Origin of the sequence: Flavobacterium sp. 2755 (assembly GCF_031455715.1) — a bacterium.
Lineage (GTDB): Bacteria > Bacteroidota > Bacteroidia > Flavobacteriales > Flavobacteriaceae > Flavobacterium.
Genome location: NZ_JAVDTG010000011.1, coordinates 152,078 through 172,799 on the forward strand (window position 1 = coordinate 152,078; position 20,722 = coordinate 172,799).

General features: G+C 33.9%; 19 protein-coding genes. 17 read left to right on the plus strand and 2 right to left on the minus strand.

What is annotated here, in order from left to right:
• Positions 1-101: 101 nt before the first annotated feature.
• A complete protein-coding gene (panD, locus tag J2Y38_RS21605; RefSeq protein WP_053473997.1) occupies positions 102-452 on the minus strand; it encodes an aspartate 1-decarboxylase in 351 nt (116 codons plus the stop codon).
• Between the two features lie 14 nt (positions 453-466).
• Positions 467-1,345, minus strand: a complete 879-nt coding sequence (panC, locus tag J2Y38_RS21610; RefSeq protein ID WP_309846735.1) for a pantoate--beta-alanine ligase — start codon at positions 1,343-1,345, stop codon at positions 467-469.
• A gap of 78 nt (positions 1,346-1,423) precedes the next feature.
• On the opposite strand from panC, the gene J2Y38_RS21615 reads away from it, so the two are divergent.
• The 17 genes from J2Y38_RS21615 (at position 1,424) to J2Y38_RS21695 (ending at position 20,561) form a co-directional block, all read left to right on the plus strand.
• Complete coding sequence (locus J2Y38_RS21615; RefSeq protein ID WP_056199861.1) at positions 1,424-2,230, plus strand: glycogen/starch synthase; 807 nt, start codon at positions 1,424-1,426, stop codon at positions 2,228-2,230.
• 22 nt (positions 2,231-2,252) lie between these two features.
• Positions 2,253-3,956, plus strand: coding sequence for a DUF4270 domain-containing protein (locus J2Y38_RS21620; protein WP_309846739.1), 1,704 nt, complete (start codon positions 2,253-2,255; stop codon positions 3,954-3,956).
• 7 nt (positions 3,957-3,963) lie between these two features.
• Positions 3,964-5,814 (plus strand): glutamine--fructose-6-phosphate transaminase (isomerizing), encoded by a 1,851-nt coding sequence (glmS, locus tag J2Y38_RS21625; RefSeq protein WP_309846742.1) that lies wholly within the window; start codon positions 3,964-3,966, stop codon positions 5,812-5,814.
• 316 nt (positions 5,815-6,130) lie between these two features.
• A complete protein-coding gene (locus J2Y38_RS21630) occupies positions 6,131-8,902 on the plus strand; it encodes a carboxypeptidase-like regulatory domain-containing protein (RefSeq protein ID WP_309846745.1) in 2,772 nt (923 codons plus the stop codon).
• 84 nt (positions 8,903-8,986) lie between these two features.
• The gene (locus J2Y38_RS21635) at positions 8,987-10,456 is read left to right on the plus strand and encodes an SGNH/GDSL hydrolase family protein (RefSeq protein ID WP_309846748.1); all 1,470 of its coding nucleotides are present in this window, start codon (positions 8,987-8,989) and stop codon (positions 10,454-10,456) included.
• A 235-nt stretch (positions 10,457-10,691) separates the two neighbouring features.
• Complete coding sequence (gene atpD / locus J2Y38_RS21640; RefSeq protein WP_026984148.1) at positions 10,692-12,203, plus strand: F0F1 ATP synthase subunit beta; 1,512 nt, start codon at positions 10,692-10,694, stop codon at positions 12,201-12,203.
• Positions 12,204-12,273: 70 nt separating this feature from the next.
• Entirely contained in the window at positions 12,274-12,555 is a 282-nt protein-coding gene (locus J2Y38_RS21645) for a F0F1 ATP synthase subunit epsilon (RefSeq protein WP_291147802.1), read from the plus strand.
• A 208-nt stretch (positions 12,556-12,763) separates the two neighbouring features.
• The gene (locus tag J2Y38_RS21650) at positions 12,764-13,402 is read left to right on the plus strand and encodes an NAD(P)H-binding protein (RefSeq protein WP_309846754.1); all 639 of its coding nucleotides are present in this window, start codon (positions 12,764-12,766) and stop codon (positions 13,400-13,402) included.
• 79 nt (positions 13,403-13,481) lie between these two features.
• Entirely contained in the window at positions 13,482-14,618 is a 1,137-nt protein-coding gene (locus J2Y38_RS21655; protein ID WP_309846755.1) for a pyridoxal phosphate-dependent aminotransferase family protein, read from the plus strand.
• A gap of 42 nt (positions 14,619-14,660) precedes the next feature.
• Positions 14,661-15,062, plus strand: coding sequence for a GxxExxY protein (locus J2Y38_RS21660; RefSeq protein ID WP_309846756.1), 402 nt, complete (start codon positions 14,661-14,663; stop codon positions 15,060-15,062).
• 130 nt (positions 15,063-15,192) lie between these two features.
• Positions 15,193-15,864, plus strand: a complete 672-nt coding sequence (locus tag J2Y38_RS21665) for a TraB/GumN family protein (protein WP_309846758.1) — start codon at positions 15,193-15,195, stop codon at positions 15,862-15,864.
• The gene (locus tag J2Y38_RS21670; protein WP_309846761.1) at positions 15,845-16,057 is read left to right on the plus strand and encodes a TraB/GumN family protein; all 213 of its coding nucleotides are present in this window, start codon (positions 15,845-15,847) and stop codon (positions 16,055-16,057) included. Before J2Y38_RS21665 ends, J2Y38_RS21670 begins: the two co-directional genes overlap by 20 nt.
• A 78-nt stretch (positions 16,058-16,135) precedes the next feature.
• Positions 16,136-16,567 carry an RNA polymerase sigma factor gene (locus J2Y38_RS21675; protein ID WP_409025151.1) on the plus strand — a complete coding sequence of 144 codons (432 nt, stop codon included), beginning with the start codon at positions 16,136-16,138 and terminating at the stop codon, positions 16,565-16,567.
• Positions 16,557-17,171 carry a hypothetical protein gene (locus J2Y38_RS21680; RefSeq protein WP_309846766.1) on the plus strand — a complete coding sequence of 205 codons (615 nt, stop codon included), beginning with the start codon at positions 16,557-16,559 and terminating at the stop codon, positions 17,169-17,171. Before J2Y38_RS21675 ends, J2Y38_RS21680 begins: the two co-directional genes overlap by 11 nt.
• A 169-nt stretch (positions 17,172-17,340) precedes the next feature.
• Complete coding sequence (gene bioD / locus J2Y38_RS21685) at positions 17,341-17,973, plus strand: dethiobiotin synthase (RefSeq protein ID WP_309846768.1); 633 nt, start codon at positions 17,341-17,343, stop codon at positions 17,971-17,973.
• Between the two features lie 20 nt (positions 17,974-17,993).
• Positions 17,994-19,265, plus strand: a complete 1,272-nt coding sequence (bioA, locus tag J2Y38_RS21690; RefSeq protein WP_309846771.1) for an adenosylmethionine--8-amino-7-oxononanoate transaminase — start codon at positions 17,994-17,996, stop codon at positions 19,263-19,265.
• Positions 19,266-19,391: 126 nt separating this feature from the next.
• Positions 19,392-20,561, plus strand: a complete 1,170-nt coding sequence (locus J2Y38_RS21695; RefSeq protein ID WP_309846772.1) for a beta-ketoacyl synthase N-terminal-like domain-containing protein — start codon at positions 19,392-19,394, stop codon at positions 20,559-20,561.
• Positions 20,562-20,722: the final 161 nt, after the last annotated feature.

Below are 20,722 nucleotides of genomic sequence, written 5' to 3' on the forward strand. Positions count from 1 at the left end.
TCTTACGGCAAATAAATTTTCGATTTAGGCAAAAGAAAATCTGTTTGTACAAAAATATTTTTTGACAAATTATACACGTAAGGATAAGAAAGGAATGTGGGTTATGTTAACGAATTATCGTTTTCATTTGGAAAAATGATCCACGGTTTGAAGGTTTTAGCTTCTTCAAAATCCAGTGTTGCATACGAAATGATAATAATAATGTCGTCTTTTTGAACTTTTCGGGCAGCAGGTCCATTCAGCGTGATTTCGCCTGAATTTTTTTCTCCCTTAATGGCATAAGTTTCAAAACGTTCTCCATTATTAATGTTAACAATAGCTACTTTTTCGCCTTCAATAATGTTTGAAGCCTCTAGTAAAGTTTCATCAATAGTAATACTGCCAATATAATTTAAATCAGCTCCAGTAACTTTTACTCGATGAATTTTTGATTTTATAACTTGAATTTGCATGGAGCAAAGGTAATTTAATTTAATGAAATGGTGTCTATCAGTCTTATAGAATTAACAAATACCGCTATAAACGCGCGGTATTTTTTATCGTTTGTTTTGTGATCGATAGGTAATAATGTCGATTCATCAGCAATGACGAAATATTCGAGGTCAAATCTTTTGTTATCTTTAAAGGAATCCTCGACAAATTTAATGATTTCTTCAGGCGTACTGTTTTGGAAGATTTCTTTAGCTTCTGTTAAAACTTTATAGATTATAGAAGCTTCTTTTCTTTCTTCAGGAGTTAATCTTTCGTTTCTGGAACTCATTGCCAAAAGATTGTCTTCTCTAAAAATTGGACAACCCACAACGTTTACCGGAAGATTATTTTTTTCGACCAGTTTTTTAACAATTTGAAGCTGCTGAAAATCTTTTTCACCAAAATAAGCATTGGTTGGAGTCACGATTTCGAACAAACGTTTTACGATTGTTCCAACACCATTAAAATGGCCTGGACGGAATTTTCCTTCCATCTGATTTTCTAAACCGTCAAAGTCAAAAGACTGCGAAATAGTCTGTCCTTCGTAAATATCATCGACAGAAGGAGCATATAAAATTATTTTGTCACTTAAACCTCTCATTTTTTTAACGTCTTCTTCAAGAGTACGAGGGTATTTTTCAAGATCTTCGGGATTGTTAAATTGCGTTGGATTTACAAAAATACTTACAACAGTATCGTCATTTTCTTTAAGTGAACGTTGCATTAAAGCCAGATGCCCTTGGTGTAAAGCTCCCATGGTTGGGACAAATCCTATAGTCGAATTTGCGGTTTTGATAGTTTTTAAATAAGCTATCAGAGCTACTTTACCGTAGAAAATATGCATGGCGGTATTATTAAAATTTAGTGCAAACATAATATATTAGTTATAAACTGCATAAATTTTTGTAATTTTGCGACGTTTTTATTACCAAAAATTAAGTAAAATACTATTATGAAAGATAAGAGGATATTATACGTATCATCTGAAGTCGTGCCTTATTTGGCTGAAAATGAGGTTTCTTTAATGTCTTATGACGTTCCTAAAATGATTAATGATCAGGGAGGTCAGATAAGAATTTTCATGCCAAGATATGGAAATATCAACGAAAGAAGACATCAATTACACGAAGTGATCAGGCTTTCAGGGATGAATTTGGTAGTGAATGATTTAGATATGCCATTAATTATCAAAGTAGCTTCAATTCCTAAAGAAAGAATTCAGGTTTACTTTATTGATAATGATGAATATTTTAAACGTAAAGCCACTTTTGCAGACGAAGAAGGGGTTTTATATCCAGACAACGACGAGCGTGCTATATTTTTTGCAAAAGGAGTTGTTGAAACTGTAAAAAAATTAAATTGGGTTCCGGATATTATCCATGTTCATGGATGGTTGGCAGCTATGCTTCCAATTTATATGAAACACTATTATAAAAATGAGGCTTTATTTAATGATACAAAAATCGTTACCTCAGTTTATGGTCAGTCTTTTGATGAAAATTTAGATTTAGAAATGATAAACAAGGTTAAATTTGATGGTGTTCCGCACGAATCAATTTCTGATCTTGAAACTCCAAATTACGAAAATGTCTTAAAGGCCAGCATATTGCATTCTGATGCTGTCATTATTGCGTCAGAAAATGTTTCTCCAAGTTTAACAAAATTTATAGAATCTTCAGGAAAACCTTTTTTACCTTTCGCCGCGAAAGATGCATTCGCTGAAGCGTATACAAATTTCTATAAAACTATGGGTCTTTAAATTTTTAACTATTAATACGAATATGTACAATACTTCTTTTATTAAGAAAATTCTATTAGCTGCAACAGTTGTTTTTTTATATTCTTGCGACAAAGATTTTAATGCAATTGGTGATGATTTAATTGGTGATGATCATTTTGGATTGGAACCTGAAAAATATGATGTTATAGCTTATAATCAAGAAGTAACTCCAATACAATCAAACTCTTTAACAATAAATGCTTTAGGGATTTATGATAATCCGGTTTTTGGTACAACTACTGCAAATTACAATACACAAGTATCGCTTGATTCGTATGCTCCATCAATTGGAGAAACACCAGTTGTAGAAAGCGCAGTTTTAAGTATACCATATTTTAGCCATATAACAAGTACCAATACAGATGGAACTCATGTATATCAGCTCGACTCTATTTATGGCGCCCCTACAGGTAAGCTTAAATTAAGTGTTTACGAGTCTGGTTATCAAATGAGAAGCAATTATTATGAAAATAATAATCAATTCCCACAGCTATACTATAATGATCAATCTGAATTTGAAGGCGCTAAAAAGCCTTATGCAGTAACTGGAAAGCCTTTAAATGATGGTGGTGTACTTGAAAACAGCGAATTCTTTTTTGATTCTAAAGAAATTGCAGATGTAACCAAAGATAAAGATAATAAGGATGTTACAACTTTGGTAGCACCAGAGATGCGCTTAAATTTAAATAAGCAATTCTTTCAGGAGAAAATTTTAAATGCTGCGAAAGAAAAACTTTCTGCTGCAGATGTATTTCAGGAATATTTTAAAGGATTGTATTTCAAGGTTGAAAAATCTGGCGGAAGTTTAAGTAATATGGCTTTAATGGATTTTTCTAAAGGAAAAATTACTATAAAATATAAAGCCAAAACTGACGTTACAACAGATGGTGATGCAACTGAAGATAGGTCTGTAGTAATCAATTTAACAGGAAATAATGTTAGTCTTTTTCAGGATGTTAAAAATGCAGATTATGAAACTGCAATAAAATCGCCAAACAAAGCTGATGGTGATGAGAGTCTATATTTAAAAGGAGGTCAAGGATCTGTTGCAGTTATTGAGCTTTTTGGCAGAACAGATCTAATCTCATATGATGATAATGGTAATATAAAAAATGAGCCAAATGGTGTTCCTGATGGTTTAGATGAAATTAGAAATAATTTTAAGTTTAAAAATTGGAGAGTTAACGAAGCTAATTTAGTTTTTCATATTGACGCAGCGAAAATGTCTGCCAAAGGAACGGATAATTTACAGGCTAAAGAGCCAAAAAGGGTGTATTTGTATGATTTAACAAATAATGTTCCTCTTTTAGATTATTCGGCTGATGGAAGTTCAAGTGTAACTAATGACCCGAAAATGTCAAAAGTTATTTATGGAGGTATTATAAGTGTTGATGAAACAACAAAAAGAGGGACAACTTATAAGTTCAGAATTACAAATCACCTTCGTAATTTATTAAAAACAGCAACTGCTGCTAATGTTAAGTTAGGTATTGTTGTTACTGATGATATAAGTATTGTAACATCAAACAAATTGAAAAATAGGGTTCTGCTTAATCCAGCTGTGGAGCCAAATGTATATTTTTCAGAAGCGCCTAGAGCATCAGTTATGAATCCTCTTGGAACAATATTATATGGAGGGAAATCTTCTGTTCCGGAAGCTAATAGACTAAGGCTTGAGGTTTACTACACGAAACCAAATAAATAAGTAATATATGTGTGGAATTGTTGGATATATCGGCCATAGAGAGGCCTATCCTATTGTTATCAAGGGCTTAAAGCGGCTTGAGTACAGAGGATATGATAGTGCCGGCGTTATGTTGTATGATGACGAATCAGGTATAAAAGTTTGTAAAACAAAAGGTAAAGTTTCAGATCTTGAAGCTAAATCTCAGGAAGGTTTTACAATAAATGGAAATATTGGAATTGGTCACACTCGCTGGGCTACCCACGGTGTACCAAATGACGTGAACTCGCATCCTCATGTTTCTAATTCTGGAGATTTAGTAATCATACACAATGGAATTATTGAGAATTATGCACCACTTAAAGAAGAGTTAATTAAGCGTGGTTATTCTTTTAAATCTGATACGGATACAGAAGTTCTAGTAAACTTGATTGAAGAAGTTCAGAAAAATGAAAAAATTAAACTTGGTAAAGCAGTTCAAATTGCATTAAATCAAGTTGTGGGAGCTTATGCAATTGCCGTTTTTGATAAAAAAAATCCAAACGAAATTGTTGCTGCAAGATTAGGCAGCCCATTAGCAATTGGAGTAGGTGAAGGAGAATTCTTCATTGCTTCTGATGCTTCTCCATTTATTGAATATACAGCAAATGCGGTATATTTAGAAGATGGTGAAATGGCTAATATCAGACTGCACAAACCTCTTAAAGTAAGAAAAATTAAAGATGACTCTTTAGTTGATCCTTATATTCAGGAGCTTCAATTGAATTTGGAGCAAATTGAAAAAGGAGGTTATGATCATTTCATGCTGAAAGAAATCTATGAACAGCCAAGTGTAATTAAAGATACTTACAGAGGAAGACTTCATGCAAATGAAGGAATTGTTCAAATGGCTGGTGTTGAAGATAATTTGGAGAAATTCTTAAATGCTAAGCGAATTTTAATTGTTGCTTGTGGAACTTCATGGCATGCTGGTTTAGTTGCTGAGTATATTTTTGAAGAATTTACACGTATTCCGGTTGAAGTAGAATACGCTTCTGAATTTAGATATAGAAACCCAATCATAAATAAGGATGACGTTGTAATTGCTATTTCTCAATCTGGAGAAACTGCAGATACTATGGCGGCTATTAAATTGGCTAAAGAAAACGGTGCTTTTGTATTTGGAGTTTGTAATGTTGTAGGTTCATCTATTTCAAGAGAAAGTCATGCAGGTGCTTACACGCACGCAGGGCCAGAAATTGGAGTAGCTTCTACAAAAGCTTTTACTACCCAAATCACAGTTCTTACTATGATTGCTTTGCGATTAGGAAAAGCAAAAGGAACTTTGTCAAACCCTGATTTCCATGCATACTTACAAGAATTAGAATTAATTCCTGAAAAAGTTGCTGAAGCATTAGAAACAAACGACAGAGCGAAAGAAATCGCAGCTAAATTTAAAGATGCTCCAAACTGCCTTTATTTAGGTAGAGGATATAATTTCCCGGTAGCACTTGAGGGAGCTTTAAAACTTAAAGAGATCTCTTATATTCACGCAGAAGGTTATCCAGCTGCCGAAATGAAACACGGTCCAATTGCTTTAATTGATGAGCAAATGCCAGTTATTGTAATTGCGCCTAAACAAGGTCACTACGATAAAATTGTAAGTAATATCCAGGAGATTAAATCCAGAAGTGGTAAAATCATTGCCGTTGTTACAAAAGGAGATACGCAAGTTCGTGAATTAGCCGATTATGTAATCGAAATTCCAGAAACTTCAGATGCATTGTCACCACTTATTACGACAATCCCTTTACAGTTACTTTCATATTATATTGCAGTTATGAGAGGATGTAATGTTGATCAGCCGCGTAACTTAGCAAAATCTGTTACGGTGGAATAAATATTTTCAAAATATAAATAATGTTAAAAAAGCGAGATTTAGGTCTCGCTTTTTTTATTTATCAAATTTTTTTTCTGACCCATGTATTTTTAGTAAATCCGCAATTTTTCTTTCAAATTTTATATGTATGCATAGTATTAATGTTTTTCTTGGTTTCATAATTGATTTTTATCTAATAAAAGCTATTATGAAATAGTTAAAATAGTTTAAAATTTTGTGCTGAATATGAATTTTTTTTAACGTTTTTTTATTAATATTAAAAATATTTGTATTTTGGCTATTAAAACTAATAAGAACTAACCAAAAACTAACCCTAATGAGAGTCTACTTGCTAATTATGTTGTTTTTCAGCGGAATATCCTTCGCGCAGAATACAATTACAGGTTCAGTTACTGACAGTAACAAACAATCTATTCCCGGTGCCAATGTTGTTGTACTTGGAGGCAGCGGTGGTGTATCCACTGATTTTGATGGAACATTTAAATTAACCACAAGTGCAAAATTGCCTTTTTCGATAAAAGTGTCGGCGGTAGGTTTTGAAGCTCAAACAATCAACGTTTCATCTGTAAACCAAAGAATAAATGTGGTTTTAAAAGATGAGGAAACTAAACTAGACGAGATAGTGGTTTCTGCTTCAAGAACTCCAGAGAGAGTTATTGAGTCGCCAGTTACTATTGAAAGGATGGGTATTCAGGAAATTAAGAATACAACAGCTCCTAGTTTTTATGACGGATTAGAAAATTTAAAAGAAGTGCATTTCAATACGAGCAGTATTTCTTTTAAATCGATCAATACCCGTGGTTTTGCTACAGTAGCCAATACCAGATTTATGCAATTGGTAGACGGAATGGATAACTCTTCACCAGCCTTAAACTTTGTTTTAGGAAACTTAATTGGTGTTTCTGATATTGATGTGGCAAGTGTTGAGCTTTTGCCGGGAGCATCTTCTGCCCTTTATGGAGCAAACGCCTTCAACGGAATCATGTTTATGAACAGTAAGAGCCCTTTTACAAATGAAGGAATTAGTGTTTACTATAAATATGGTAAAACTAGCCAGGATATAGCAGGAACAAATGATTATAATGATTTCGGAATTAGAGCAGCAAAAGCATTTACAAAACATTTTGCAATGAAGGCTAATTTTACTTACATGACTGCAACGGAATGGATTGCCGGAGATAAAAGAAGTATGACAACAGGAGGTGATAGTCATGCGGTGAATCAAAATTATGACGGGTTAAATATATATGGTGACGAGGTTACTACTTTTATTCCAAATGTTGGTCAGGTAAGTAGAACTGGATATCGCGAACAAGATTTGACAGATAATAAAGTTAAAAGTATGAAAGCTGATTTTAGCGCTCATATTAAACCTTGGGCAAACGACACAGAATTTATACTACAATATAAAATAGGTACAGGAAGTACTATTTATCAAGGTGCAAACAGATATGCTTTAAAAGATTTCTTAATGCAGCAAGGTAAATTTGAAGTAAAAGGGAAAAACTTTTTTGGTAGAGTATATTTTACAAGTGAAGATGCCGGTGATTCTTATGACATGAGATTTGCAGCATGGAACGTTAACAGAGCTGCTAAGTCAGATACAGAATGGTTTACAAATTACGCAACAGCTTACCAATATGCTGGTGCAGTTATGGGAACAAATGCAAATCAATCTGCTGCAATAGCAAGAAATTTTGCTGATTACAACGTGCTTCCGGCTGCTATATCATTTATTCCAGCTCCAACAGGTTCTCCTAGATTTGAACCGGGTTCTGCGAAATTCAACAGTGCTTTATCTACAGTGGTTTCAAATCCTGATTTAACGCAAGGAGCAAAATTTATCGATCATTCAAAATTATACCACTCAGATGTGAACTATAATTTTAGAGATATAATCAAATGGGCAGAAGTTCAGGTTGGTGGATCTTGGAGAGAATACATAATGAACTCTGAAGGAACAATCTTTACAGATTACGACGGACCAATCTCTTACAGAGAATACGGTGCATATGCGCAATTACAGAAAAAATTCCTAGATGACAGATTGAAATTTACAGGATCGTTACGTTATGATAAAAGTCAAAACTTTGATGGAAATGTTTCGCCTAGAGTTTCATTTGTATATTCTGCAGGAGCATCAAAAAGACATAACTTCAGATTGTCTTATCAAACAGGTTTCCGTAACCCAACAACACAAGATCAATATATTGGTTTAGATTTAGGGCCATTTGCATTGATTGGTTCAGCAGCAGAAAATTTAGATCGTTTTCAGGAAACTGTAAATGTAAGTACGGCAGGACAAACAATCGCTGGTCAGCCGGCAACTATTGGAATGTCTGGTCAAAACGCATATCGTAATGCTTATACTGTGGCATCTGTTCAGGCATTTGGTGCATCAGGAAATGTAGCCGATCTGCAGGTGGCTAATATAGGATTGGTAAAACCGGAACAAGTACAAGCTTTTGAAGCTGGTTACCGTACAGTAGTTCAAAACGATTTATCAATTGATATTAATGGATATTACAATATTTATAATGATTTCATGAATACAGCGAGAGTTATTTCTCCGTATTATGGAACGGTAGGAACACCGCTAAGTTATCAAGCATTAGCTTTTGGAGACAGAAGAGTTTATCAGGTTTATACAAATACAACAGCAGAGATTTCTTCTTTAGGATTTGGAGTTGGCTTGTCTAAAAAAGTATATAAAGATTTTGAATTAGGAGTTAATTATAACTATGCTCAATTTAACTTTAAGCAGCAAGATGACCCTGATTTCGTTGCAGGATTTAATACTCCAAAACATAGAATTAAAGCTTCTTTAGGAAATGCGAAAGTGATTAAAAATTTAGGATTCAATGTAAATGTTAGATGGAATACAGAATATTTATGGGAATCTTCTTTTGGAGACGGAATAATTCCGGAAAATACTGTTCTTGATGCTCAGATAAACTATGCAATACCAAAACTAAAATCTGTTATAAAAGTTGGTGCAACAAATCTTTTCGGATCAGATTATCTTCAGGTAATTGGAGCGGGAATGATAGGTCAGCAATGGTTTGCTTCGTGGACAATTAATCCTTAAATGATATAATTATTTGTGTGAAATTGATTCGGCTTCCTTGTCGTTCAATGAAAATGAAGAGGTAATAATTTAAAAAGTACTAACATGAAAAAAAATATAAAATGGCTATTATTGGTTTCTTTAACCTTTATGGCGGCTTGTAATAGTGATGATGATAATAATACAGTCGAAGAAGTTCCAGTAACTCCCGGTTCGGCAGTTTTCACAAAATATGTTGCTCTTGGAGATTCTTTTGCAGCTGGTTACAGTGATAATGCTCTTTTCAAAAAAGGACAGGAAGGAGCTTATACTAATATTTTAGCACAGCAGTTTGTAGCTGCAGGCGGCGGAACTTTTGCAACTCCATTTATGAACGATAACCTTGGGGGGTTATTGTTAGGAGGAAATGTTGTGGCTGCAACCCGATTGTATTTTAATGGACAAGCTCCGGTAAATGTAGCTGGAAAACCAACAACAGAAGTAACAGCGCATCTTACAGGGCCGTTTAATAATTTAGGAGTTCCGGGTGCAAAAAGTTTTCACTTAGTTGCACCGGGATACGGAAATGTTGCAGGTGTAGCTACAGGAGCAGCAAATCCTTATTTTGCAAGATTTGCTAGTACGCCTACAACAACAGTTTTGGCTGATGCAGCAACACAAGCGCCAACATTTTTCTCTTTATTCATTGGAGGAAATGATGTTTTAAGTTATGCAATTTCCGGTGGAGCTGGAAAAGATCAAAAAGGAAACCTAAACCCGGCTACCTATGGCCCAAATGATATTACAGATCCAACTGTTTTTGCGAATATATATTCTACATTGGCAACAACTCTAACAGCAAATGGAGCAAAAGGAGTAGTAGCAAATCTTCCGTATATTACAGCTTTGCCTTATTTTACAACAGTACCTTATAACCCTGTTCCGCTTTCAGCGGCGTTGGCGACACAATTAAATACAGGTTATGCATTGTATAATGGAGGTTTACAGCAAATGGTAGCTAATAAATTATTATCAGCAGATGAAGCGGCTCGCAGAACTATAAACTTCAAAGCAGGAAATAATGCTGTTGTGGTTGTAGATAGTTATTTAACTAATCTTTCTGCTTACGGGCTTCCATCATACAGACAAGCAACAAAAGATGATTTAGTTATATTGTCTGCCAGAACTTTTATAGGTACAGCAGTTGGAGGTGATCCAACAAAAGTAAATGGATTATCAGTTCCTTTAGCAGATAACTGGGTTTTGACAAAAGAGGAAGTTGCAGAAGTTAAAGCTGCAACAGATGCTTATAATGTAACTATTGATGCAGTTGCTAAAGAAAAAGGTTTGGCTTTTGTTGATACAAGAGCTTTATTGACTCAACTGGCAAGCGGAGGATATAGATTTGGAAATTATACAATGTCTTCTACTTACGTAACCGGTGGTGCTTTTTCTTTAGATGGAATTCATCCAAGCGGAAGAGGATATGGTTTGATTGCTAATATTTTTGTTGACGCAATAAACGCTAAGTATGGTTCTACACTTCGTCATGTTGATTTGGCTTTATATCCAATTCAATATCCGGCGTCACTATAATATACCATTTTTTTAATTAAGAAAGCCACTCGTTTTATAAAATGTAGTGGCTTTTTTATTTCGTTAAAAAATGATATAAACGACAGTTTAAAAGTCTGTTTTTATGAATCAAACAAAATCGTGCTATTTTTTATGAAAAAAAAATTGATTTTATATTTTAAAAAATTATCTTTGCGCTCTGAAAAAAGAGGTATTTTCGATAAACCTAAATAGCTATTTAATAAATACATAAGTAATGTCAAAAGTAATAGGAAAAGTTGCTCAAATCATTGGACCAGTAGTAGACGTAGTTTTCAACGGTAAAGATGTTGAACTTCCAAAAATTTATGATTCGTTAGAAGTCACTAAAAAAGATGGAACTTTATTAGTTCTAGAAGTACAATCTCACATTGGAGAAAACACTGTTCGTACAATCTCTATGGACTCTACAGACGGTTTGTCAAGAGGATATGAAGTAGTTGGAACTGGTAATCCAATCCAAATGCCAATCGGTCCAGATGTATATGGACGTTTATTCAATGTAATTGGAGATGCAATTGATGGTTTAGGAAACTTGCCAAAAACAGGAGAAAACGGTTTGTCTATTCACAGACAAGCTCCTAAATTTGAAGATTTATCAACTTCATCAGAAGTTTTATTCACAGGTATTAAAGTAATCGATTTGATCGAGCCTTATGCAAAAGGAGGTAAAATTGGATTGTTTGGTGGTGCAGGTGTTGGTAAAACAGTATTGATTCAGGAGTTGATCAACAATATCGCAAAAGGTCACGGTGGACTTTCTGTATTCGCAGGAGTAGGTGAAAGAACACGTGAAGGGAATGACTTACTTCGTGAGATGTTAGAGTCAGGAATTATTAAATATGGTGATGATTTCATGCACTCTATGGAAAATGGAGGATGGGATTTATCTAAAGTAGATATGCCAGGAATGAGAGAGTCTAAAGCTACTTTCGTTTTCGGACAAATGAATGAGCCACCTGGAGCTCGTGCACGTGTGGCACTTTCAGGATTATCTATCGCTGAATATTTCCGTGATGGAGCTGGAACTGATCAAGGTAAAGACGTATTATTCTTCGTAGATAATATCTTCCGTTTTACACAAGCAGGTTCTGAGGTATCGGCACTTTTAGGACGTATGCCTTCTGCAGTAGGATACCAACCAACTTTGGCAACAGAGATGGGAGCTATGCAAGAGCGTATTACATCTACAAACAAAGGATCTATTACATCTGTACAAGCGGTTTACGTTCCTGCGGATGACTTAACTGACCCGGCGCCGGCTACAACTTTCGCTCACTTAGATGCAACAACAGTATTGTCTCGTAAAATTGCTGAGTTAGGTATTTATCCAGCGGTTGACCCGTTAGATTCTACTTCAAGAATTTTGACTCCTCAAATTTTAGGAAACGAGCACTATGACTGCGCACAAAGAGTTAAAGAAATTCTTCAAAAATACAAACAACTTCAAGATATTATCGCCATCTTAGGTATGGAAGAGTTATCAGAAGAAGATAAACTTTCTGTATCAAGAGCTCGTCGTGTACAACGTTTCTTGTCTCAGCCGTTCCACGTAGCAGAGCAATTTACAGGTATTCCTGGAGTTTTAGTAGATATTAAAGATACTATCAAAGGATTCAACATGATTATCGATGGTGAATTAGATCACCTTCCAGAAGCAGCTTTCAACTTAAAAGGTTCTATTCAGGATGCTATTGAGGCTGGAGAAAAAATGTTAGCTGAGGCATAATCTAGTTTTCAGTATTCTGTCACAGTATTCAGTACTGGGACTGTTAGCTGAGACTGTAAACTAAAAAAAGATGATTTTAGAAATAGTATCACCAGAAGCAAAATTATTTTCAGGAGAAGTAACTTCGGTTACACTTCCGGGAGTTGATGGAAGCTTTCAGATTTTGAATAATCACGCTCCTATTGTTTCTATTCTAGAAAAAGGAACTATTAAAATTGCAGCGGCAAGCTTTGATTTTTCTAAAGAGGTAGCAAATAAATTTACGAAAGTTAATGACCAAACCTATACATTAGATATTACGTCAGGAACAATCGAAATGAAAGATAACAAGATAATTGTTTTAGTAGACTAACAACAATTTCGAAATAATCTTAAAAGCCATTCACATAGTGAGTGGCTTTTTTTATGCAATGCTTCAAAAATATTTTTTACTTTTGAAGTATTAAAATCTCTTTATAAAATATTGATTCAATTATAAAAGCTCAGTAAGCTTTTATGTTTTCGTTTTATCGACCTGATAAAGCGCAAATTATTTATGTCAAATTTTATAAAGAATACATATGAGAAATATATCAAAAGTGGCTGTTCTGGGCGGCGGCGGAAGAACTGGAAAATATCTTGTAAACCAGTTATTAAAAGAAGGATTTAATTTAAAACTTTTATTAAGAAATCCTGAAAATTTCGAAATTCAAAATCCTAAAATTGAAATCATTCAGGGTAATGCGCTTGATTTTGAATCCATAAAATTATTGTTGAAAGATTGTCAGGCAGTAGTAAGTACAATTGGTCAAAGAAAAGACGAACCTTTGGTTGCAAGTGCAGTAACCAAGAATGTTTTAAAAGCAATGAATGAATATGGAATTGAACGTTATGTTCTTCTTGCGGGTCTTAATATAGATACGCCATTCGATAAAAAAAGTTCAAAAACTATTATGGCAACAGATTGGATGAAAACCAATTTTCCAGTAATTCAGGAAGATCGTCAAAAAGCCTATGATCTTTTAGTCGAAAGCAACATAAATTGGACGCAGGTTCGTGTTCCTTTTATTGAATTCACAGATGATAGTTCTGATATAGCAGTAAATCTCGAAGATTGTTTGGGAGACAAAATCAGTGCGTTTGATATTGCTGAATTTATGGTTAAGGAAACGATTGAATCAAATTACAGCAGGCAATCGCCATTTATAAGTGCCATTTAGAATACACTAAAGAACAGCGGGAAATATCAAAAACCCGCTGTTTGTTTATATCAAGTTTCAATTTCATAACTTTGTTTTTATGAAATTACCTGAAAATCTTAATCAGAAACTTGAAAACCGAAAGCAGAATAATTCGCTTCGCAAACTTCCCGTGTTTAATAATTTGGTTGATTTTTCTTCGAACGATTATATTGGATTTTCAAAATCCGAATCAATTTTTAAACATACGCATGCTTATCTGCACGAAAATGAAATTTTTCAAAACGGAGCGACAGGTTCCAGACTAATTTCAGGAAATCATTCTTTATATCAAATTGCAGAGAATTTTATTACCCAATTTCATGAAGCAGAAGCCGCTTTAATTTTTAATTCGGGCTATGATGCCAATTTAGGTTTTTTTAGCGCTGTACCGCAAAGAAATGATGTTATTTTGTATGATGAGTTAAGTCATGCTTCCATTAGGGATGGAATTGTAATGTCAAACGCAAAATCATATAAATTCAACCATAATGATTTTGAAGATTTAGAACGTTTGATTCTGAAATTCCCAGACACAAATATTTATGTAGTTACCGAAACTGTTTTTTCTATGGATGGCGATAGTCCGAACTTAGAAGAATTAGTACAACTTTCTGAAAAATACAATTGTTATTTAATAGTTGATGAAGCTCATAGTTTGGGTGTTTTTGGAGATAAAGGTGAAGGTCTTCTTCAATATTTGGAATTGCACAACAGAATTTTTGCCCGAATCATGACTTTTGGAAAAGGTTTAGGTTGTCACGGCGCGGTTGTACTTGGAAGCCCGGAACTTAAAGAATATCTAATAAACTTTGCCCGAAGTTTTATTTATACCACAGGATTATCTCCACATTCTGTCGCTACAATTTTAACAGCATATCAACAGCTGGAAACCGAAAAAGAAGCAATCGAAAAGTTACGCCAAAACATTGTTTTCTTTAATCAGCAAAAAAACTTGTTGGGATTAAAACCTATGTTTGTTCGAAGTAAATCAGCAATTCAGTCTGCCATTGTTCAGGGAAACGAGAGTGTCAAGAAATTAGCCCAGCAATTACAGGACAAAGGTTTTGACGTAAAACCAATTCTTTCTCCAACAGTTCCTGAAGGTCAGGAGCGTTTGCGTTTTTGCATCCACAGTTATAATTCCGAAGAAGAAATAAAGCAGGCCTTAGAATTATTAGGAAATTACGTATATTAGGCCCACCGATTAAACGAATTAAACGGGTTTACACAGCGTATAATGTCTGACTTATTACACAAAGAAAAATCAAAATCTATTCTAAAAGTATTTTATGATGTTTATAATCAATTAGGTTATGGTTTTCTGGAAAAGGTTTATCAAAATGCAATGTATTTTGAACTAAAATCTTTAGGATATAAAGTCGAAGCTCAAAAACAAATCAAAGTATATTTTAAAGATCAATTAGTTGGCGAGTATTATGCCGACTTGGTAATTGATGATGTAATTATAATTGAATTAAAAGCCTGTGAATATCTTTTAAGTTCACATATTGCCCAATTAATGAATTATCTCAAATCGACAAAAATGGAAGTCGGCCTACTTTTAAATTTTGGAGAAAGCCCAGAATTCAAACGCTTAATTTACACCAATAACAGAAAATCAAATTTAATACTGCGTTAATCCGTTAAACCTGTTTTATCAGTGGGCTAAAATAATTTTTAATATTTTTTTGTAACGTTTCGACTATTCCTATACTTACGAGTTGTAATTACAAAATGAGTTTTAGTCCTTAACTTAATCAACCCTCAAAATGAAAAAAGTATTCTATTTATTTATAGCATTTATATTAGTTGTTTTTAGCATAAAATCACAGGCTCAAACCAAATCTCCTAAATTAGAAAATTCTCTTTTATGGGAAGTTTCCGGAAACGGGCTTTCTAAACCTTCTTATTTATATGGAACGATTCATATGATTTGTTCTTCAGATTATTTTCTAACTGAAAAAACGAAAAAAGCTTTTGAATCTTCAGAAAAATTAATACTTGAAATCAATTTTTCTGACCCAAAAGAAATGTCAGAAATGCAGCAATTAGCAATGGGAAAAGAACCTTTAAGCAAAAAACTGAACCCGGAACAGCTGGCAAAATTAGATGCAATTCTCAAGAAAACTACAGGAATGACAGTCCAGAAAGTTGACAGCTTTAGTTTACTGACTGTAATGAGTTTGATTTCAATGAAAAGTTTTGGCTGTGCCGATTTAAAATTCTACGAAATGGAATTTATTGAGCAGGCTAAAAAAAGAACTATTGAAATTGGCGGGCTTGAAACTGTAAAAGAACAATTCGGGATGTTTGATAAAGCCTATTCAACTGATGAAATGATTTCGATGCTAGAAGAATCGACTCCAGAAGAATCGGCTAAATTAGTTTCGGCATATAAAACCGAGAATATTGATTTAATGTTTGATTTTTACAACAGATAAAAAATATACAAGCGAAAAAACCAAAAAGATTATTCTTGACGAAAGAAATTTAAATTGGGTAAAAAACATGCCCGAATTAATGAAGAAGCAAAGTGTCTTTTTTGCTGTTGGATCTGGACATTTGGCAGGAGAATTTGGAGTTATTAATTTATTAAGAAAAGCAGGTTATACAGTAAAACCAATTCTGAATTAATAGATTTTGAAAGAAAGGGAACAAGAGTTTTTAAATCGGATTGAAAGTCATAAAGGGATTTTGTATAAAGTTTCTAAAATGTACATGGATACACATGACGATCAGCAAGATTTATTTCAGGAAATTATTTGCCAGCTCTGGAAGTCGTATGATTCTTTTCGAAATGAAAGTCAGTTTTCGACCTGGATGTATAGGGTTGCTGTAAACACGGCAATTGTTTTTCTGAAAAAAGAAAAACAGAAAGTTGATAAATATGAAATAGCTTCAGAAAATGTAAAAGAAGAAGAAGGTGATTCTCAGATCAAAGAAAACCAGATCGAACACTTTTATAAAGCTGTTCAAAAACTGGAAAAAATTGATAAGGCGATTATTTTTTATCAGTTACAAGGGTTTTCACATAAAGAAATTGGAGAAAATCTCGGAATCTCAGAAGGAAATGCCAGAGTAAAACTGAACAGGGCAAAAGAAAAATTAAAAGAAATAATTAAAAACCAAGGATATGGATTTTGATGAAATACAAAACGCATGGAATAACGATAAACCAAAAAATGTTGTTGTTCCCCATAATTTAGAGAAAATACAATCGGCAAATACACCTTTGGATAAAATCAAAAAAAATCTGAAAACAGAATTTTATTATCAAATCCTGTCCATAGTTTTCATTGGCACAGTTCCTTTGATTGGTAATTTACCACCAAAATGGACTTTTTTTTATTATTTACTTTTTAGTCTTTTTGTGGCCGTTTGTGTTTATTATTTACTGAAGCTTTATTTCTTTTATAAAAGATTAAACAATACAACTTTAACAACAAAAGACAGTTTGTATGAAACTTATTTTGACATAAGACTGAATATGGAATTGTACAAAACATTTGGGTTTGCCTTAACGCCGTTTTTGGTTTTATACCTTTTGGGACTTTCTTATTACTCGTTTTCAAAAATCCCGGGATTTTTTGATCACGAATTCTCAAATGGACAATTAGTTGGATTCTTTTTGGTTGTTGTTTTTGGAGTACTTTTTATGGGAATCTCTTTAGAATGGTGGGTCCACAAATTTTATGGAAAATTTGCCAAAGAAATAAGAAAAGTAATTGACGAATTAAAAGAAGAATAATAAACAGAACCCATCATAATGATGGGTTTATTTTTATTGGTATTTTTGTTGATGGCTCACAGACAAAACAGATGTGACAGATTTACACTGATTATTAAGCCAAGATTGATTAAAAAAATAAAAATCCGCGTTAATCTGTTTAATCAGTAAAATTCGTGGCCAATAAATTATGAAAATATTTGTAACAGGAATTTCGACAGATGTGGGTAAAACAATCGCGTCTTCGATTATTGTCGAAGCTTTAGAAGCTGATTATTGGAAACCCATTCAGGCTGGAGATTTAGATAATTCTGATAGTCATAAAGTTCAATCCAGAATTTCTAATAAAAAAACTCAAATTTTTGAGAACAGTTATAAACTGAATACACCGGCAAGTCCGCATTTGGCTGCAGAAATTGATGGAATAAAAATAGAATTAAATCAAATTCAGGAACCGAAGACGAAGAATAATTTAGTTATTGAAGGTGCTGGCGGAATCTTTGTTCCGTTAAATGATAAAGAAACAATCATCGATTTAATAAAATCCGATTATAAAATTATTGTCGTTTCAAGACATTATCTGGGAAGCATCAATCATACTCTATTAACGGTTGAAGCAATTCAGAATCGCGGATTTAAAGTCGCTGGAATTATTTTCAGCGGAAGCGAAAACAAATCAACAGAAAGTTTAATTCTGAATAAAACAGGGATAAATTGCATCGGAAGAATTGACGAAGAACCCTATTTCGATCAAAATGTAATTAAAGAGTACGCCGATTTATTTAGAGACAACATATTGGCTTTAGAAAAATCTAAAATCTAAACTCTACAATCTGAAATCAAATGAGCTTAACAGAAAAAGACCGCCAATACCTTTGGCATCCTTATACACAGCATAAAACTTCACAAACGCCAATTGCAATTACAAAAGCAGAAGGTGCGTTACTTTGGGATGAAAATAATAAAGAATACATTGATGCAATTGCTTCCTGGTGGGTAAACCCGTTTGGGCACAGTAATAAATTTATTGCCGATGCTATTTACAAACAATTGACGACTTTAGAACACGTTTTATTTGGCGGTTTTACACACGAACCGGCAGTAAAAGTTGCGGAGAGATTAATGGAAATTCTACCTAAAAATCAGCAAAAGATATTCTTTTCGGATAATGGTTCTACGGCTGTTGAAGTCGCGATAAAAGTGGCACTTCAGTATTTCTTCAATAAAAATGAAAAGCGAACAACGATTATTGCTTTTGAAAATGCTTTTCATGGAGATACTTTTGCGGCGATGGCGGCGAGCGGAATTTCATTTTATACCAAGGCTTTTCAAGGAATGTTTATAGACGTAGTTCGAATTCCGGTTCCCATAAAAGGGCAGGAGCAGACAAGCTTTGATGCTTTAGAAAATGCAATTAAAAAACATAATTGTGCCGGATTTATTTTCGAACCTTTGGTGCAGGGCGCTGCAGGAATGGTAATGTATGAACCTGAAGCGTTAGGAAAATTGATTCAGATTTGTGCAGCAAATAAAGTCCTGACAATTGCCGATGAAGTAATGACGGGTTTTGGAAAAACCGGAAAAACTTTTGCCATGGATTATGTTTCAGAAGAACCGGATATGATTTGTCTTTCGAAAGCATTAACCGGAGGGACGATCCCAATGGCGATTACAACTTTTACTCAGGATATTTTTGATGCTTTTTATGATGATGATATCAACAAAGCACTATTTCATGGTCATACATTTACAGCAAATCCAACAGGTTGCGCAGCGGCTTTAGCAAGTATAGATTTATTGCAGACAAAAGAAATGCAGCAAAATATTGAAAGGATAAATGCAAGTCATTTAGATTTTCAAAAGAAAATTGAGAATCATCCGAAAGTAATTACTGCCAGAACATTGGGAGTAATTTTTGCCGTTGAAATAAAATCAGATTCAGAAGAAAGCTATTACGGATCAATGCGTACAAAATTGTATAATTTCTTTATTGATAAAGGAGTCGTTTTACGTCCCGTTGGAAATATCGTTTATATTTTACCGCCGTATATAATGACCGATGAACAGCTTCATAAAGTATACACTACAATTGAAGAAGCCATTGAAATGGTATGATTTGCCCACAGATTTTAACGAATAAAACGGATTTACGCAGATTAATTATTTACTCTGTGTAAATCTGTTCAATCCGTGTCATCAGTGTGCCATTTTTTTACAGACCTTTGTGATAAATAAATTATTGTGAATACACCAAAAATTGCCATAACCGCTTTCTCATCAATTTCTCCGTTAGGGAATAATAGTGATCAAGTTTGGGAAAAATATCTCGATAATAACCATTGTTTTACGAAACATTTTTTGGACCAGCAGGAAACATCTGTTGCTGCTCTGGATGCTGAATCGAAGCAAATTGTGGCCGAAATCCGTGAATCTGATATTAAGTATAAATTTTTAGATGATTCTGTTTTGTTTGCTTTAGGAGCTTCGCGAAAAGCAATTGAAAAAGCAGGCTGGAATTCAAATGATATTTTCGGAATTAATATTGGTTCTTCAAGAGGCGCGACAGATCTATTCGAAAAACATTACAAAGAATATCTTGAAACAGGAAAAGCACAAACCTTAGCTTCACCAACAACAACTTTGGGGAATATTTCGTCCTGGATTGCACATGATTTACAAAGTGCAGGCCCTGAAATTTCACATTCAATAACCTGTTCAACGGCGCTTCATGCACTTTTAAACGGAGTGGCGTGGTTAAAATCCGGAATGGCTGATAAGTTTTTGGTTGGAGGAAGTGAAGCTCCTTTAACCGATTTTACCATTGGACAAATGCGGGCTTTGAAAATTTATTCACGATTGGATCAGGAAATTGATTTGTGGCCAAATTTAGCTTTTGATTTCAAGAAAACACAAAACACCATGATTTTGGGAGAAGGCGCAGGGGTTTGTTGTTTAGAAGCTGGAGAAAAAGAAAATGCAATAGCTTATGTGATTGGTGTTGGTTATGCGACTGAAATTTTGGAACATAATATTTCAATTTCTGCGGAAGCGGACTGTTTTCAAAAATCTATGAAAATGGCTTTAAAAGATATTGATTTAGAAAGTGTTGATGCAATTGTAATGCACGCGCCCGGAACAATAAAAGGAGATTTGACAGAATTACGAGCAATTGAAAAAGTATTTGGATCTAATTTGCCTTTATTAACCACTAATAAATGGAAGATCGGACATACTTTTGGAGCATCTGGAATGTTGAGTTTAGAATTGGCACTTTTGATGCTACAGAACGACATTTTTATAGAAACACCTTTTTCAGAATCAAAAAAGCAAGACAAATCAATTAAAAGGGTTTTAATTAATGCAGTAGGTTTTGGCGGAAACGCTGTGAGTATTTTTATTGAAAAAGCCTAATATTCATCTTATTTAAAAACAAAAAATCCATTCCGTTTTCGGAATGGATTTTTTTATTGAATGGAGTTTTTTTTCTATTTAAAGATAATCTTTCTTGTTACTTCAGCTTTGTTTTCAAGAGTTACTTTTACCAGTAAAACCTGCTCTGCTACCTGAAGATT